The following is a 15699-nucleotide window of genomic DNA, read 5'->3' as shown; positions in this document are numbered from 1 at the left end:
TCAATGTCGCGAAACGCACAGCCGAGCGCCAATTCCGATTGTGTCGGATATTGCAACACGAAAATCGCGCGTTAGCAAGCCATGCGCGAATTTCAAGGCCGGGCCGGGAGTGCCCGTCTGCAATTTCCGACCTGTGGCCGCGGAACCACAATCGGGAGCAATCACCCCCGTCTCAAGGCGCCAGCCGGTTGACCCTCCGTAACAGTTCGGCGCAAATCGCAGCATGCGTGCGCCGCTCGTGTTGCATTTTTGCGCGCCGCCATTTGCTTCGGGATTTGTCGTCATGCGCTGCACATCGCAGCCCTCCGGGACACGGCAGACGATCGGGCTGAACCGCGTCCGCCGGGGCGCGGCAGCGATCGCGATGTTGCTTGCGCTCGTCGTGGCGATGTTGGCGGCGACGCCCGGCTACGCGCAGACCCCGACGCCAACGCCGACCCCAACCCCAACGCCCACGCCGTCGCCGACGCCAATTCCGATGCCGACCTCGACCAATTACGACCAGTCGGTCGGTAACAGCACGCTCAATCTCGGGTCGGGGTTTCTGGAGCGGCTCGGCAACCAGGCGTCGGGTGGTTTCAACCGGGCGTTCCGGACCAATCCGGGCGGCGGCGGCGCGTCCGCAAGCACGGAAGATCCCCGTTACCGCACCTGGTTCGAGGGCTACGGTATTTCGGTCCGCACCGATGCGCAGGGGGATTTCGTCGGCGACAAGCGCAAGACGTTTGGCGGCGTCGCCGGCTTCGGCGCGCGACTCGCGCCTGGCGTCAATCTCGGCTTCTCCGTCGATCAGAGCCACACCGATATCGACGTGCCGCTCGCGCTCCAGTCGGCGACGCTCGATTTGACCCAGGTCGGTTTCAACGGCTCGATCGACAAAGGCCCGTGGACCTGGGCGTTCGCGGTGGTGCGCGGTTTCGGCAAGGTCCGTTCCAGCAGGGATACCGGCTTTGGCGTTGCCTCCGCCGGCTATCGCGCCGCGGTCGACGGCGCACTGACCGAGATCAGCTACTACTGGACCAAGGATCAGATGCGCGTCGTGCCCAAGGGCGCGCTCGAATATGTCCGCGCCACCAGTGCGGCATTCCAGGAGGCGGGCGGCCTCGATCCGCTCAACGTCGGCTCGACGGCGCTCTCGCGCGCGCGTGTCATGATCGGGGCCGAGGTCGGGCGCTACTTCATCTTCGACCAGAAGATTCTGGATCTCTCAGCGTACGGCAAGTTCGTTGACAATTTTTACCAGAACCTCGGCTCGGTCCAGGTCAGCCTCGGGACCCAGAGCATCGCCGTCCCCGGCATCGGTGAGAGCCGCTACGGCATGGATGCCGGCGCCTCAGCCTCGCTCAGCCTGACCAACACCGCGCGGCTCTACGTCAATTACGACGGCAAGTTCCGCAACGAGCTCACCTCGCACCAGGGCACGGTCGGCTTCGAGTATCGGTGGTGAGGCACAGCTCGCCTGCGCCTATGTCGGCGTCGTCGCGACATAGCCTTTCAATCCAAAGCCTTCGCGCGCGGCCGTCATCATCGGCACCAGCGCATTCGGATGGATGAATTCGTCGCGGAAGCAGGGATAAGTCTTGGGGTCGAAGATCTTCTTCAGCCAGTCGACCACGATCTTGTGGCGCTCGGAATCGCGAAACTCCTTGTGATAGGTGAGCCATAGGTCGGCGTGGTGGCTCACGCCGAGATCGACGGCAATGAACGGTGCGCCGAGCGCGATCGACACCGTCGGCAGGAAGCCGATGCCGGCGCCGCGCTCAACCGCATAGAGGACGCCGACCGAGGAGTTGGTCTTGATTCCGACGATGCCCTCGAGCGTTTCCAGCCCGAGCACGCGGGCGTAGGCGGTGTCGTCGACCTGCGGAGCACTCTGCTTGATGATGCGGTGGTTCTTCAATTCGGCGAGCGTCGCCGGCAGGCCGTAGAGGCTTTCGTACTCCTTGGAGACGAAGGGATAGATGTGCAGACGGCCGAGCTTTGCGACGATCAGATCGGGGTTGGTCGGCGGCTCGAGCTGGATCGCGATATCGGACTCGAGCCGCGCGACGTCGGCCTGCTCCATCGCACAGCGCAGATCGACGGTGATCTTGCGATAGGTTTTCTGGAAATCGATCAGCCGCGGCAGGATCCAGAAATTGCCGGGACCTTCCGTCACTGCGACGCGCACGGTGCCCGACGTGTCGTTCGACGAGCGCGAGGCGCGCCGGAAGACGTTGAAGGCATGACGCTCCATATGCGCGACGTCGGCAATCATTGCCGTGCCTTCGTCGCTGAGCGTGAGCCCGCTCTGATCGCGCAGGAACAGCTTGCAGTCGATGCTCTCTTCGAGCCGGTCGATCCGGCGCATCAGCGTCGTCGAGGTGAGGCCAAGCTCTTCGGCGGCGTTGCGGAAACTTTTATATTTTGCGCACGCTAGAAATAGCTTCAAATCGTCCCAGGACGCGTCCAGGGCTTCTTCACGGTGCTGCGTCATCGCAGCACCCCGGTGCAATAACTGCTGCATACTCCAGGTCCCCAACCGCTAAGCTCGACATAGCGGGGCACGAAAGCCGCAGACGATAGAAGGGCGATCAGGCTATGGAAAGGGGCTCCTTTGCCGCAAGGCATGATTTCGACGCGCTGCCGCTCAGTCCGGATGTCGACGTCCGTTGCGCGCAATTTTCTGAAATTGCGGCACTTTCCGAGATGGCGCGCCGGCTGGTGCCCGGCGTGCAGCTCGGAACCGCGGAGCTTGCAAAATACTTCACCTTCGATCCTCAGAGCATCCTGACGTTCAGCCGGAACGGCAAGCTGCTCGGTGGCATGGCCTTCCTGTTCCTGAGCGACCGCGGGCACGATGCCTTGTTGCTCGACGAGATTTGCCTCACCGCGCCGGAGACGCACTATCTGGCTTCCGCGACGGAGGAGGTTGCTGCCATCTACATCTGGGCGGTCGCGGCGACGGGCCGTGGCATCGCTGGTCTCGGCGAGGCCGCGGCGCACCTCCGACAGCCGAGATTTCGCGGCGCGGATTGCTATGCGCAGCCTTCAACCGTGGCCGGACGCGACATCATGAGGGCGACCGGCTTCGAGCCTGTTCCGAGCTTCCAACCCGACCTGTGGTGCTACGAGCGCCCATGGCACCGGCGGCCGATGCGCATGCCGGGCGCGATCATCCAAGCAAGGAGTTTTGCAGATGCACGGCACTAGGATTCCCCCGGCGAAGCCCGACTCCCGCGCCATCACCATCCGCCTTGCGCGCAATCCCAACGATCTCATGCTGGTCACCGCCATCCGCTCGGCGGTCTATCTCGCCGAGCAGGATTGTCCGTTCGAGGAGGAGTTCGACGGCAACGACATGGTAGCCGCGCATTTCATCGGCTTTGTCGGCAGCGAGCCTGCGGGCTGCCTGCGGGTGCGCTTCTTCGGCGATTTCGCCAAGGTCGAGCGGCTCGCGGTGCGACACCAATATCGGCGCTCGCGCGTCTCGTTCAAGCTGGTGCAGGCGAGCGTCGACTATGTGAAGCGCAAGGGCTTTCGCAAGATCTACGGCCAGGCGCAGGACCGGCTGGTCGATTTCTGGGCCCATTTCGGCGCCAAGCCGCTCGGCCACAATCGCAAGATCACCTTCTCGGATTTTTCCTACACGGAAATGCTGCTGGAGATCGAGCCGGGTCCGGATGCAATCACGCTGGACAGCGATCCCTATGTCATCATCCGTCCCGAGGGCGATTGGGACCGGCCGGGCGTGCTTGACGCCTCGGCGGGGCGGGCGGTGACCTCGCCGCTGCGGGATCTCGCGCTCGCCGATCACTGAAACTGGTGCAGCTCTGCGCAAGATAATGCTGACTTCCAACACCGATGATCCGCCAATCCTGGTTTGTGCGGATCTCCAGGTCGAATATCTGACCCCAGGGCGTCGCCACGTCATCCTCGACGGCGAGGCGGCCACTGCGCGCTGCCTGGAACTCCTGATGCTGTGGCGCGACAATCTCTGGCCCGTGATGCATCTGAAGCGCATCGCCCAGGCGGCCTGGTTCAATCCGGCATCCAGGCTGACCGATTGGATCGCCGAGACCAAGCCGCGGCCCGGCGAGATGACGTTCGAGCACCCGCTGCCCTCGGCCTACAGCTCGGCGCGGTTTGTGGATTACATGTCCAATATCCGCAATGTGCGCTGCGTGTTGGTCGGCTTCTCCCTGGACGAGACCATCCTCGCCACCGCCATTGACGGGTTTCACCGCAGCCATCGTTATCAGGTGGTGGCCGACGCCGTGGCCTGCCGCCAGCCGGGCGCGGGCGATGCCGCCGCCTACAAGCATGCGGTAGTGAATGTCATCGGTAACTTTGCTACAATCCAGTCCAGCGCCGAACTGATCAGAACCAGCGGCGCCGTTGCGGTATAGGCGGCCGCGATCGGCGGATGGATGGGGTGGGACATTGTCACGGGGAGACGAGCTCAAGGAGCTGGCAAGCGACCTGTCGCGTGCCGTCGAGACGGCGCGCCGCGTCGGCTTGCCCACGACCGTCTATCTGCTCTCGATGGCGCTCGTGGAGGTGCGGGAAGCCGCTGCTGCCGCCGACGATGGTGATGATGATGACAGCGCGGCCTGAGAGCTGTTCCGCATGCGGCTTTGTGCAACGCTGCTGAGCGCCTGCTGCCGACGAATTGGCGTTGCAAGTTCTGCGTTGTCGCAATAGCCAAGAGATGACGCTGGCCGCGCCGGCGATGTGACGACCTTGAGGATCTTTCGCAAATGTCCATGCTGCCGAATTCGCAAGAGGCCCGGGATGTGGCCTACCAGCTCCATCCCTACACCAACGCGCGCACCCATCAGCAGGCCGGTCCCCTGGTGATCGAGCGCGGCGAGGGCCCTTACGTCTTCGACGCATCGGGCAAGCGCTATTTCGAGGCGATGGCCGGCCTGTGGAGCGTCGGGCTCGGCTTCAATGAGAAGCGCCTGGTCGAGGCTGCGCACAAGCAGATGCTGGCGCTGCCGTTCTACCACACGTTCTCCGCCAAATCGCACGGGCCCTCGATCGATCTCGCCGAGAAGCTGGTGGCGCTCGCGCCGGTGCCGATGAGCAAGGTGTTCTTCACCAATTCCGGCTCGGAGGCGAACGACACCGTCCTGAAGCTGATCGCCTATCGCTCCAATGCGCTCGGCCAGCCGCAGCGCAAGAAGGTGATCAGCCGGATGCGCGCCTATCACGGCGTCACCATCGCGTCGGCCAGCCTCACGGGCCTGCCGAACAACCACCGCTCGTTCGACCTGCCGCTGCCGAACATCCTGCACACGGGCTCGCCGCACTTCTACAAGGACGGCGCGCCGGGCGAGAGCGAGGAGGCGTTTGCCACGCGCCGGGCCGAGGAGCTCGACGCGCTGATCCAGAAGGAAGGGCCGGATACGATCGCAGCCTTCTTCGGCGAGCCGGTGATGGGAGCGGGCGGCGTCATCGTGCCGCCGGCGACCTATTGGGACAAGATCCAGGCGGTCCTGAAGAAGTACGACATCCTGCTGGTCGCCGACGAGGTGATCTGCGGCTTCGGCCGCACCGGCAAGATGTTCGGCTGCGAGACCTATGGCATCAAGCCGGACGCGATCGTTGTCTCCAAGCAGATCACCTCGAGCTATTTCCCGCTGTCGGCGATCCTGATGAACGACCGCATGTTCGAGCCGATCGCGGATGAGAGCAACAAGATCGGCGTGCTCGGCCACGGTTTCACCGCGGGCGGCCATCCGGTCGGCTCGGCGATTGCGCTGGAGAACCTCAAGATCATCGAGGAACGCGGCCTGGTCGCGCATGCCGCCGAGCTTGGCGGCTACATGCAGGGCAAGCTGCGTGAGCTTGCCAGCCACCCGCTGGTCGGCGAGGTCCGCGGCGTCGGCATGATCGCGGCGCTCGAGCTGGTGCTCGACAAGCAGCGCAAGACGGCAGCGGCGACACCCGGCGCCGTCGGCGGCATTGCCAGCCGCATGCTCCAGGAGCGCGGTGTGATCTCCCGCAACATGCTCGATGCCATCGCCATCTGCCCGCCGCTGATCGTCAACAAGACCCAGATCGACGAGCTGGTGGCGGCGATATCGGGCGTGCTGGAGGATATGAAGGCGGAGGTGGCGAAGCTGACGCCGGCGTAAGGTCGAGCGTTTCAGTGTGGCCGGAGCAGCCGACCACATTCACCGGTGTCGTCCTGGCGAAAGCCAGGACCCATACCGCGTGATCCATCGATTTGTGGCGGTTGGAGTACCGAACGCAGAGTCTTCGCCAAACTCCGCCATGGAGTAATGGGTCCTGGCTTTCGCCAGGACGACGACGGAGGGAGAGCGGGGCGCGCTTACGCCCGCTCGACCCCGATCACGCGACCCTTCTCGATCGCCAGCGCCAGCTCGCCGCGCTTCAGTTTCAGTGCGGCATCGCCGAACAGCTCGCGGCGCCAGCCGCGCAGGGCAGGGACGTCGGCCTCGTCACTGGCTGCGATCTCCTCGAGATCGTCGACAGTCGCGATCACCTTGCTTGCGACCGCATGGCGCTCCGCGGTCATCCGCAGCAGGACCTTCAAGAGCTCGACGATGGCCGCGCCGTTGGAATTGTTGCGCGGCTTCTCCAGCTTCGGCAGCGTCGAGAAATCCCGCGCCAGGCCGCGCTCGACCGCGGCGACGATGTCCGCGCCCCATTTGGATTTCTCGAACCCCTTCGGCACCGAGCGCAGATGGGCGAGCTTTTCCAGCGTGTTGGGGGCGTGGGTGGCGATGTCGCTGACGGCCTCGTCGCGCAGCACGCGGCCGCGTGGCACGTCGCGGCTTTGCGCCTCCTGCTCGCGCCAGGCCGCGACCTCCATCAGCACCGCGAGGTCCTTCGGCTTGCGCACCCGCGTCTTCAGCCGCTCCCAGGCGCGCTCGGGGTGGAAGTCGTAGGTGCGGGGCGAGGTCAGGACCTCCATCTCGATGGAGACCCATTCGCTGCGGCGGCGCTTCTTCAGGTCGGCATCGAGCGCCGCGAATACGTCGCGCAGATGGGTGACGTCGGACACCGCGTAGTGCATCTGCTCCTTGGTCAGCGGGCGGCGCGACCAGTCGGTGAAGCGGTGGGTCTTGTCCGGGCGGTGGCCGGTGACCTTCTCGACCAGCTGGTCGTAGGCGATGCTGTCGCCATAGCCGAGCACCATGGCCGCGACCTGGGTGTCGAACACCGGATGCGGGATGATGTTGGCCTGGTGCCAGATGATCTCGATGTCCTGCCGGGCGGCGTGGAACACCTTCAGCACGGCCTCGTTGCCCATCAGCTCGAAGAACGGCTTGAGGTCGATGCCCACGGCCAGGGTGTCGATGACGATCGCTTCCTCGGGGCTGGCCATCTGCACCACGCACAGCAGCGGGTAATAGGTGGTCTCGCGCAGGAACTCGGTATCGACAGTAATGACGGGGTGCTTGGCCAGTCGGCTGCAGGCAGCCGCAAGGTCAGCGGTGGTGGTAATCAAATCCATGAACGGCCCATGACACTTGATATCAGCCGTTCTGCCGAAAGCGCTGTGATGTCAAGGGGCTCGAAGCGAATTCGAGCCTTGCAATTGGGCCGGAATCGCTCCTTCCGACGAAATTCCTATTCGTAACGGACCCTTTGCGAGGGTTTTCGGGCGCAGGGCAGCGCCACCACGACCACGCACATGGCGACCAGCGCCAGTCCCAGGAACTCGAAAACCAACAGATCCACGGCAAAATCCCCCGACAGAACCGTTAGACTTGTCGGGAGCGTGTTGACGGTCTGTTAATTCCAATGGTTACCGGCGGTGCGGGCGGCCGGATGGTGGACAGCGGGTTAACGGCGCGGACGACCACCATCACGTCATCAGTTTCGGCAAGACGGCGGTGAGGGCGTCCACGGTGGCGCGGACCTTTAGCGGCATCCGCGGCGAACGTGGCCACAGGGCGTGGCAGTCGTACAGGAATTCCGGCTGGCCCCCGAAGAGACCGACCAGCGCGCCGTTGTTGAGGCGTTCGCGGACCAGCCAGCAGGGTAGCCAGGCGAGCCCCATGCCCTGTGCCGCGGCGTCCGCGATCGCCTCGAGATCGTCGAGCCTGAGCCTGCCGGCCGGCATGATCTCGCGCGGAGGCTGACCGTCCCGCGGAAACAGCCAAGGCCGGACCCGCCCGGAGCGGCGATAGATGATCGCCTGGTGGGCGGCGAGATCGTCGATCGATTTCGGTTTGCCATGGGCGCGCAAATAGGATCGCGCGCCGCACACCACCATTCGCTGGCGAGCGATGCGCCGCGTAATCAGGCCGGACTGGTTATCGAGATCACCGGTCCGGATCGCAAGATCGTAGCCGCCCTCGACGATGTCAGCGATCGGGTCGCCGAAGGAGAGGTCGAGCTCGAGATGCGAATGTTTGCGCGCCAGCTTCATCAACAAGGGCGCGATGCAGTGCCGCCCCAGCAGCGCGGGCATTGTCACGCGCAGCCTGCCGCGCGGTTCGGATAATTCGTCGGCAACTACGGCGTCAGCCGCTTCAGCCGCGTTGAGCACGGCACGGCAGCGCTCGTAATAGGCTTGCCCTGCGTCGGTCAGGCTCTGGCGCCGCGTGGTACGGTTGAGGAGGCGGGCGCCGAGGCGCTGTTCGAGGAAGCGCACATGCTTGCCGACCATCGGCCCCGACAGCTCCAGCGCGTCGGCGGCGGCTGCGAACGAGCCGAGATCGACGGCCTTGACGAACACGGCCATGCTGGTCAGGCGGTCCATATTGAAAACTCCTGGTTTCGACTGTTCGCTTGTTTGGGTGATTTATCCGCTTCCACGGGACCGGCATAGCTCCATTCAGTTCAACTGATTGGAGTATATCCCATGACCCGCATCGTTCGCTTTCACCGGCACGGCGGTCCCGAAGTGCTGTGCATCGAGACCGCCAGCGTTCCACCGCCGGCAAAGGGCGAGGTTCAGATCCGGGTCAGGGCACTCGGTCTCAACCGCGCCGAGGCGCTGCTGCGGAGGGGCACGTATATCGAGTCCGCGAAATTTCCGTCCGGCCTTGGTCTGGAGGCGGCCGGCATCGTTGAGGCGGTCGGCGAAGGCGTGGCCGGCTTTGCGCCCGATGACACTGTGAGCATCGTGCCGCCGCTGTCGATGGTGCGATGGCCGGCCTACGCCGAGCTCGCGACGTTTCCGGCCGAGCTCGTCGTGAAGCATCCGCCCGAGCTTGGCTTCGAGGTCGCGGCCGCGATGTGGATGCAATATCTGACGGCCTACGGCGCGCTGGTCGATATCGCCGGAGTAGGGCGAGGGGACGTCGTCGCCGTCACGGCGGCATCGAGCAGCGTCGGGCTTGCGGCCACCCAGATCGCGAACCGGGTCGGCGCTGTCCCGGTTGCGCTAACGCGGACCTCGACCAAGCGGCGCGCCTTGCGCGATGCCGGCGCCGCGCACGTGATCGCCTCGGACGAGGAGGACATCGGAGCGCGGCTCGCGGAGATCGCCGGTTCAAACGGCGTCCGCGTGGTGTTTGACGCCGTCGGCGGTCCCGCATTCGAGCCGCTGACCGCGGCGATGTCGCCGGGCGGCATTCTGATCGAGTATGGCGGGCTCAGTCCGGCGCCGACGCCGTTCCCGCTCTTCAACGTGTTGACCAAGAGTCTGGTCCTGCGCGGCTACCTCGTGCACGAGATCATCCGCGATCCCGTGCGCCTTGCGAAGGCCAAGGCATTCATTCTTGATGGGCTGTCGGACGGCACGCTGAAGCCGATCATCGCCAGGACATTCCGATTCGAGGAGATCGTCGAGGCGCATCGCTTCCTGGAGTCGAACGATCAGTTCGGCAAGATCGTGGTGACGATCTAAACGCGCGCATCTCGCGAAACGCATTCGGCGCCCCGCATGACGGAGCGCCGAAGTTCGTTTGGACGTTAGCGTCGGCCTTACGGCAGCTTCAGCGACGTCTCGGCATTGTAGGGCTTCAGCGTCTCATCCGCGGCCTTCTGGGCGGCGGCGAGCGCCTCCTTCGGCTGCTTCTTGCCGTTCAGGACCAGCATCACCTCGTCCTCCAGCGTCTTGCGGACCGGGACGGTCTTGTAGGTCGCGAACCAGGGCTTTGCGACGTCGAGCTGCTCGACGGCGGTCTTGGCGTCCGGGTTCTTGTTCAGGAAGTCGACCATGTCAGGCGTCTTGTAGGCGGCCATGTTGGGGGCGAAATAGCCGGTGGCGCGGCTCCACCAGGCGCTCTTCTCGGGCGAGGTCATCCACTTGATCAGCGTCCAGGCGGCCTTCTGCTTGTCGGCTTCGAGACCGGCCGGAACGATCAGCGAGGCGCCGCCGATCGGCACGGCGTTGCGGACGTTGCGCGGGATGAAAGCGACCTTGTAGTTGAACTTGGCGTTGTCGCGCACATAGGTCAGCGAGCCCGTGGACAGCATCATCATCGCGGCGTTGCCGGAGATGAAGGAGGTGCTGACGGCGGGACCGGGCGTCGCGCCAGGCGCGTGGACCTTGTGCTTGTAGACGAGGTCGTTCCACCAGGTCAGCGCGCCGAGCATCGAGGGCGTGTCGTAATAGACCTCGCCGCCGAACTCCTCGTTGTAGTAGCGCCCGCCATTGGTCATGGTGAGCGTTTCCATCATCCAGCCGCAATAGTCATAGGCGCAGGGGATCGCGATGCCCCATTGGGTCACCTTGTCGCCCTCGCGCTTGGTGAGCTTCTTGGCCCAGTCGGTCAGCTCCGCCCAGGTCTGCGGCGGCTTGTTCGGATCAAGGCCCGCTTCCTTGGCCTTGTCGGCGTTGATGTAGAGCAGCGGCGTCGAATTGTGGAAAGGCACGCCATAGACCGAGCGGTTGATCACCGCGTTGCCCTGCAGTGCCGGGAAGAACTGGCCGAGGAACTGGTCCTTGGTCTTGCCGTCGGCGGCGATCAGGCCGTCGAGATTGGTGAGCTCGTTCTCGATCTGCATGTCGAGCAGGAAGTTCGCCGACATGATCACGGCGGACGGCGGCTTGCCGGCCTTGATGGCCGCGCGCGTCTTGATCAGCGTGTCGTCATAGGAGCCGGTGTAGACCGCGGTCGCCTTGACCTCGGGATGGGTCTCGTTGAACTCCTTGATCAAGGTGCCCATGTCGCGGGCGAGCTTGCCGTCGACGGGGACGGGGAAGAACAGGTCGATCTCGGTCGGACCTTCGCCGGCGAGCGCGGGAAAGGCGAGGGCGCCTGCCATAGTGCCTGCCATGGCGAGGCCGAGCATGAGCCTGCGGGAAAACAGCATCGGAAAATCTCCTATTTGATGCCTGAGGTGACGAAAGAGCTGATGAAGCGCTTCTGGAAGATCAGGAAGGTGACGAGCAGCGGCGCGATTACCATCAGCGTGCCGGCGGCGATGGTGCCCCAGGCCTGGGTGCCTTCGGCCGTTGCGGTGAAGACGGAGAGGCCGACGGTGAGCGGCCGCTTGTCCGGCGAATTGATCACCATCAGCGGCCACAGGAAGTCGTTCCAGTGGCTGGTGACCGAGATGATGGCGAAGGCGGAGAAGCTCGGCATCGACAGCGGCACGTAGATGTGGCGAATGCGCTGGAACAGGCTGGCGCCGTCGATCAGCGCGGCATCTTCCAGCTCGGTCGGGATCGCCTCGAAGGCCTGCCGCATCAGGAAGGTGCCGAAGGCGGAGGCGAAGAATGGCATCATCACGCCGGTGAGCGTGTCATAGAGGCCGAGCTGCGCCACGAGCGTCAGGTTCGGCACGATCAAGAGCACCGGCACCAGCATCAGCTGCATCAGGAACAGATAGAAGATCAGCGTCTTGCCGGCGAAGGCGAGGCGCGCAAAGGCAAAGCCCGCCAGCGTGATCGTGACGAGCTGCACCAGCAGGATGCCGGTGCAGATGATCGTGGTGTTGAGGGCGTAGCGCGGGAAATCGCCGATCTCCCAGGCATCCCTGACATTGTCGAGCGTCGGCTTCAGGCTCGGCATCAGCTCGGCCATGGCGTTGATGCCGTCCGAGGCGGGGCGCAGTGTCGCAACGCCCATCCAGAGGAAGGGGATGAGCCAGATGATCGCGAGCAGCACGGTCAGCACGAAGCCGAGCTTCGGCGTGATCTCGCGGCGCGTGGCGAGCGGGGCGTCCTTGAGCAGCCAGTCGATCAGCTTCACGGCCCGCCCTCCCGGTTCGCCATCGTCCGGAACGAGAGCGCGGTGAGGCCCATCAGCACGGCGAGCGTCAGCAGCGTGGCCGCCGAGGCCTTGCCGATGTCGTAGTGCTCGACGGCCTGCTGGTAGATGTAGAACAGCACGAGATTGGTCGCGTTGGACGGTCCGCCCTTGGTCATGACGAAGACGTGGTCGACCTGTGTCACCGCATTGAGCGTTGCGATGACAGTGACGAACAGGAAGGTGGGCTTGAGCTCCGGCAGGATGATGTGGCGCAGGCGCTGGTACGGACCGGCGCCGTCCAGATGGGCGGCTTCCATCACGTCCTCAGGCACCGCTTGGAGGCCGGCGAGGAAGAACAGCATGTAGTAGCCGGCGTTCTTCCAGATGGTGATGACCATGATGGCGTAAAGCGCGATGTCGGAATCGCCGAGCCAGTTCGGCAGCACCGGCAGCACGCGGCCGATGTAGTAGTCGAGCAGGCCGACATTCGGCAGGAAGATGAACAGGAACAGCGCGGACGCCGCGACCATCGGGATCAGCACCGGCAGGAACAGCGCGGCGCGCAGCACGCTGTTGAAGGCGTTGGTGCGCGACAGCGCCAGCGCAAACAAGAGCGCCAGGCCGATGCTGGGGATCGCGGTGCCGACGGCATAGACGAGATTGTTGACGATCGCCCCGGTGAAGGCGGGATCGGCGAGCACCGCGTTGATGTTCTCAAAGCCGACGAAGCGGACCGGCGCCTTGGGCGTGGCGCGCTGATACAGCGCGTCGATCATCACGCGTCCCATCGCGCCGTAAGTGAACAGCGCGAGGAAGATCAGCGAGGGCAGCAGCAGGAGATAGGCCGGCAGCGAGGTTTTGAAGCGGGCGGAGAACCGCTTCAGGAGAAGCAGGCGCGGCGGCGCAGTTGCCGCGACCGGGAGAGTCGCGGGTTCAGCGAGGCTCATCTCACCGCGCCGGGAAGTTGAGCGCATAGTCGCGGCCGTCCACTCCTGCCGGTGGCTCGAAGGGGAAGCGCAGACTTTCGTCGAGGAAGTCGTGGCTGTGCACGACCAGGTTCTCGCCGTCGATCAGCACCACGCCATAGGCCGGCGGCTCGTGGCTGGCGAGATGCTCGGCGGCGGCAGCGTCAAGCTCGAACCAGACCTGGTGGTTGGTGCCGCGCAGCGTCGAGAACGGAATCTTGCCGTAGCTGCCGAAGATCGGCCGGTGGACATGGCCGAAGAAGAGGTGGCGGATGCGCGAGCGATAGGGCGCGATGACTTCCGCGAATTCGGGGCTCTGCTTCAGCGCGATCTCGTCCATCGCGTGGACGCCGACCGGGAAGGGCGGATGATGCATGAAGACGACGAACGGCGTGTCGGCGGGCGCTGCGGCCAGCGTGCTTGCGAGCCAGCCGAGACGCTTGGCGCACATCTCGCCGGCGTGGCTGGTCTCGTCCAGCGTGTCCAGGAAGACGAACAGGCCGTGCTCGGTGGTGCGCGTGCCCTGCACGAAGCCGTCGGAATCGCGCGGTGCGGCCTTCAGGCCGTCGAGGCAAGCTACGCGTTTGTCGTGGTTGCCGACCATGGCGATGTACGGGATTTTCAGCGCAGCCATCGCGTCTGCGAAATTGGCGTAGGATTCAGGCTCGCCCCAATGGGTGAGGTCGCCGGTCACGACAGCAAATGCAGCGTCGGACTGGTGCTTGTTGATGTCGGCGATCGCCGCGTCCAGCCGGGCGCGCGGATCGAGCCCATAGAGCTTCAGCCCGGGGTTCGCGAGATGCGTATCGGTGATGTGAATGAATTTGAAGGGCATGGCGCGCTTTGTCGGGACTTGTTGGAGGACGGGCGCCTCCGGCAAGATGGCGCTGACAGGCCGTTAGAGCGCGAGTGTTTCAGTTTGATGACAGCGGTTCCCGCGGGCAGGACGTGTCCACAACGTCCACCGGACAGGAATGGATTAGCGCAAGGCGCAATCCATGCCGTGAATCAATTAGAGATGGTGATGGGGGGGGCGTGCGAGCTTTCACGTCCCGCAGAACGTCTGCAACACCCGCTGGTCCGGTAGCGGCGGATCGGCGTAGGCGGCGTAGTCCGGCTGGTCCTCGAACGGTTTCGCCAGCACCTTCACCAATTCCTCGAACGGTGCGTAGTTGTCATCGCTGACGGCCGCCTGGATCACGGCTTCGACGCGGTGGTTGCGCGGGATGAAGATCGGGTTGACGGCGTTCATGGCGGACTGCCGCTCGGCGGCGGATTGCGGCTCGGCGGCGAGACGCTCGCGCCACCGCCGGGCCCACTCATCGAAGGCTGCGGGGTCCATGAACTCTGCGCGGGCGTCGTCCGCGGCCGGATCGCCTGCGGCGTCACCCAGCCTGCGGAAGGTCAGGGTGAAGTCGGCCTGGTTCTTCGCCATGGTGTCGAGCAGGTCCTGGATCAGGGCCTCGTCGCCGTCGCGCTCCGTGAACAGGCCGACCTTCTTGCGCAGGCCCGCCTGATAGGCCTTGCTGAATGTCTCGGGGAATGCGCCGAGAATGTCCTGTGCCTGCTCGACCGCCTTCTCCTGCTCCTCGCCGAACAGCGGCAGCAGGCACTCGGCCAGCCGGGTCAGATTCCACAGCGCGATGCGCGGCTGGTTGGCGTAGGCGTAGCGGCCCATCTCGTCGATTGAGGAGAAGACCTGCGCGGGGTTGTAGGCATCCATGAAGGCGCAGGGGCCGTAATCGATGGTCTCGCCCGAGATCGAAGAATTGTCGGTGTTCATCACGCCGTGGATGAAGCCGACCAGCAGCCAGCGCGCGACGAGCTCGGCCTGGCGCGCGACGACGCCGGCAAGCAGCGCGTGATACGGCCGCTCGGTGCCGAGCAACTCTGGGTAATGACGGGCGATGACGTGATCGGCGAGCCGGCGGATCGCGTCGGTATCGCGGCGGACGGCAAAGAACTGGAAGGTGCCGACGCGGATGTGGCTCGCGGCGACGCGGGTCAGCACCGCGCCAGGCAGCGCGGTCTCGCGGATGACGTGCTCGCCGGTGACGACGGCGGCAAGCGAGCGTGTGGTCGGAATACCCAACGCGTACATCGCTTCGCTGACGATGTATTCGCGCAAGACGGGCCCGAGCGCAGCGCGGCCGTCGCCGCGGCGGGAGAACGGGGTGGGACCGCTTCCCTTGAGCTGGATGTCGCGGCGGACGCCGTCCCGGTCGATGACCTCGCCGAGCAGGATCGCCCGGCCGTCGCCGAGCTGGGGCACGAACTGCCCGAATTGGTGGCCGGCATAGGCCATGGCGATGGGGTCGGCTCCATCAGGAACCGTCTTGCCCGCCAGGATCTCGGCGCCCTCAGGGGTCTCCAGCATATCCGGGTCGAGGCCGAGCTGGACCGCCAGCGGCCGGTTCAGCTTGATGAGCCGGGGGGCTGCGACCGGGGTCGGCGCGACCCGGGCAAAGAAGCTGTCCGGCAGCGCCGAATAGGAGTTCTGGAAGGGGAAATGGACGGTCATGGAGGTAAAGATAGGCGGGGAACGCCTGATGGCAAAGGCTTGAGCCCAGATCGGCCAAAAATGGGCCTTCCGGGCCCCAAACAGGCCGTTCCCTTGGTTGCCGCCT

General features: G+C 64.9%; 15 protein-coding genes. 7 read left to right on the top strand and 8 right to left on the bottom strand.

The window, feature by feature from the left end; genetic code table 11:
* Positions 1–283 precede the first annotated feature (283 nt).
* Positions 284–1447 (top strand): autotransporter outer membrane beta-barrel domain-containing protein, encoded by a 1164-nt coding sequence (locus ACVWW6_RS31545; RefSeq protein WP_456682011.1) that lies wholly within the window; start codon positions 284–286, stop codon positions 1445–1447.
* An 18-nt stretch (positions 1448–1465) separates the two neighbouring features.
* On the opposite strand, the gene ACVWW6_RS31540 is transcribed toward ACVWW6_RS31545, so the two are convergent.
* A complete protein-coding gene (locus tag ACVWW6_RS31540; RefSeq protein WP_011086903.1) occupies positions 1466–2506 on the bottom strand; it encodes a LysR family transcriptional regulator in 1041 nt (346 codons plus the stop codon).
* A 74-nt stretch (positions 2507–2580) separates the two neighbouring features.
* Between ACVWW6_RS31540 and ACVWW6_RS31535 the strand changes: the two genes are divergently transcribed.
* The 5 genes from ACVWW6_RS31535 to ACVWW6_RS31515 all read left to right on the top strand — a co-directional run bounded on the left by ACVWW6_RS31535 (position 2581) and on the right by ACVWW6_RS31515 (position 6122).
* The gene (locus ACVWW6_RS31535; RefSeq protein WP_456682010.1) at positions 2581–3192 is read left to right on the top strand and encodes a hypothetical protein; all 612 of its coding nucleotides are present in this window, start codon (positions 2581–2583) and stop codon (positions 3190–3192) included.
* Positions 3179–3799 (top strand): GNAT family N-acetyltransferase, encoded by a 621-nt coding sequence (locus ACVWW6_RS31530; RefSeq protein WP_011086905.1) that lies wholly within the window; start codon positions 3179–3181, stop codon positions 3797–3799. Before ACVWW6_RS31535 ends, ACVWW6_RS31530 begins: the two co-directional genes overlap by 14 nt.
* Positions 3800–3824: 25 nt before the next feature.
* Positions 3825–4388, top strand: coding sequence for an isochorismatase family protein (locus ACVWW6_RS31525; protein ID WP_028171114.1), 564 nt, complete (start codon positions 3825–3827; stop codon positions 4386–4388).
* A gap of 34 nt (positions 4389–4422) precedes the next feature.
* Entirely contained in the window at positions 4423–4596 is a 174-nt protein-coding gene (locus tag ACVWW6_RS31520; RefSeq protein WP_165448152.1) for a hypothetical protein, read from the top strand.
* A gap of 143 nt (positions 4597–4739) precedes the next feature.
* On the top strand, positions 4740–6122 hold the full coding sequence (locus tag ACVWW6_RS31515) for an aspartate aminotransferase family protein (RefSeq protein ID WP_456682009.1): 1383 nt from the start codon (positions 4740–4742) through the stop codon (positions 6120–6122).
* Positions 6123–6319: 197 nt separating this feature from the next.
* Here ACVWW6_RS31515 and rnd read toward each other — a convergent pair whose 3' ends face one another.
* Together rnd and ACVWW6_RS31505 are read right to left on the bottom strand one after the other, a co-directional pair.
* Positions 6320–7468, bottom strand: a complete 1149-nt coding sequence (gene rnd, locus ACVWW6_RS31510; protein WP_011086908.1) for a ribonuclease D — start codon at positions 7466–7468, stop codon at positions 6320–6322.
* 354 nt (positions 7469–7822) lie between these two features.
* The gene (locus tag ACVWW6_RS31505) at positions 7823–8722 is read right to left on the bottom strand and encodes a LysR family transcriptional regulator (RefSeq protein WP_456682008.1); all 900 of its coding nucleotides are present in this window, start codon (positions 8720–8722) and stop codon (positions 7823–7825) included.
* Between the two features lie 102 nt (positions 8723–8824).
* Between ACVWW6_RS31505 and ACVWW6_RS31500 the strand changes: the two genes are divergently transcribed.
* On the top strand, positions 8825–9814 hold the full coding sequence (locus tag ACVWW6_RS31500; protein ID WP_456682007.1) for a zinc-dependent alcohol dehydrogenase family protein: 990 nt from the start codon (positions 8825–8827) through the stop codon (positions 9812–9814).
* A gap of 77 nt (positions 9815–9891) precedes the next feature.
* Here the strand turns inward: ACVWW6_RS31500 and ACVWW6_RS31495 are convergent, their stop codons facing one another.
* The 5 genes from ACVWW6_RS31495 to ACVWW6_RS31475 form a co-directional block, all read right to left on the bottom strand.
* Positions 9892–11226 (bottom strand): ABC transporter substrate-binding protein, encoded by a 1335-nt coding sequence (locus tag ACVWW6_RS31495; RefSeq protein ID WP_028171118.1) that lies wholly within the window; start codon positions 11224–11226, stop codon positions 9892–9894.
* An 11-nt stretch (positions 11227–11237) separates the two neighbouring features.
* Complete coding sequence (locus tag ACVWW6_RS31490) at positions 11238–12107, bottom strand: carbohydrate ABC transporter permease (protein WP_060911762.1); 870 nt, start codon at positions 12105–12107, stop codon at positions 11238–11240.
* Entirely contained in the window at positions 12104–13054 is a 951-nt protein-coding gene (locus ACVWW6_RS31485; RefSeq protein WP_456682006.1) for a carbohydrate ABC transporter permease, read from the bottom strand. Before ACVWW6_RS31485 ends, ACVWW6_RS31490 begins: the two co-directional genes overlap by 4 nt.
* Position 13055: 1 nt before the next feature.
* Positions 13056–13907, bottom strand: coding sequence for a phosphodiesterase (locus tag ACVWW6_RS31480; RefSeq protein ID WP_456682005.1), 852 nt, complete (start codon positions 13905–13907; stop codon positions 13056–13058).
* A 210-nt stretch (positions 13908–14117) separates the two neighbouring features.
* Complete coding sequence (locus ACVWW6_RS31475) at positions 14118–15593, bottom strand: protein adenylyltransferase SelO (protein ID WP_456682004.1); 1476 nt, start codon at positions 15591–15593, stop codon at positions 14118–14120.
* Positions 15594–15699: the final 106 nt, after the last annotated feature.

The organism is Bradyrhizobium sp. USDA 3311, from assembly GCF_054062495.1.
The sequence above is the reverse complement of the archived record's forward strand: the minus strand, read 5'-3'. Positions and strand labels throughout refer to the sequence as shown.

What these genes read in the sequence shown, in the direction of transcription:
- ACVWW6_RS31545 (WP_456682011.1), top strand. Translation starts at nt 284, where the DNA reads ATGCGCTGCACATCGCAGCCCTCCGGGACACGGCAGACGATCGGGCTG.
- ACVWW6_RS31540 (WP_011086903.1), bottom strand. Translation starts at nt 2,506, where the DNA reads ATGCAGCAGTTATTGCACCGGGGTGCTGCGATGACGCAGCACCGTGAA.
- ACVWW6_RS31535 (WP_456682010.1), top strand. Translation starts at nt 2,581, where the DNA reads ATGGAAAGGGGCTCCTTTGCCGCAAGGCATGATTTCGACGCGCTGCCG.
- ACVWW6_RS31530 (WP_011086905.1), top strand. Translation starts at nt 3,179, where the DNA reads ATGCACGGCACTAGGATTCCCCCGGCGAAGCCCGACTCCCGCGCCATC.
- ACVWW6_RS31525 (WP_028171114.1), top strand. Translation starts at nt 3,825, where the DNA reads ATGCTGACTTCCAACACCGATGATCCGCCAATCCTGGTTTGTGCGGAT.
- ACVWW6_RS31515 (WP_456682009.1), top strand. Translation starts at nt 4,740, where the DNA reads ATGTCCATGCTGCCGAATTCGCAAGAGGCCCGGGATGTGGCCTACCAG.
- rnd (WP_011086908.1), bottom strand. Translation starts at nt 7,468, where the DNA reads ATGGATTTGATTACCACCACCGCTGACCTTGCGGCTGCCTGCAGCCGA.
- ACVWW6_RS31505 (WP_456682008.1), bottom strand. Translation starts at nt 8,722, where the DNA reads ATGGACCGCCTGACCAGCATGGCCGTGTTCGTCAAGGCCGTCGATCTC.
- ACVWW6_RS31500 (WP_456682007.1), top strand. Translation starts at nt 8,825, where the DNA reads ATGACCCGCATCGTTCGCTTTCACCGGCACGGCGGTCCCGAAGTGCTG.
- ACVWW6_RS31495 (WP_028171118.1), bottom strand. Translation starts at nt 11,226, where the DNA reads ATGCTGTTTTCCCGCAGGCTCATGCTCGGCCTCGCCATGGCAGGCACT.
- ACVWW6_RS31485 (WP_456682006.1), bottom strand. Translation starts at nt 13,054, where the DNA reads ATGAGCCTCGCTGAACCCGCGACTCTCCCGGTCGCGGCAACTGCGCCG.
- ACVWW6_RS31480 (WP_456682005.1), bottom strand. Translation starts at nt 13,907, where the DNA reads ATGCCCTTCAAATTCATTCACATCACCGATACGCATCTCGCGAACCCC.
- ACVWW6_RS31475 (WP_456682004.1), bottom strand. Translation starts at nt 15,593, where the DNA reads ATGACCGTCCATTTCCCCTTCCAGAACTCCTATTCGGCGCTGCCGGAC.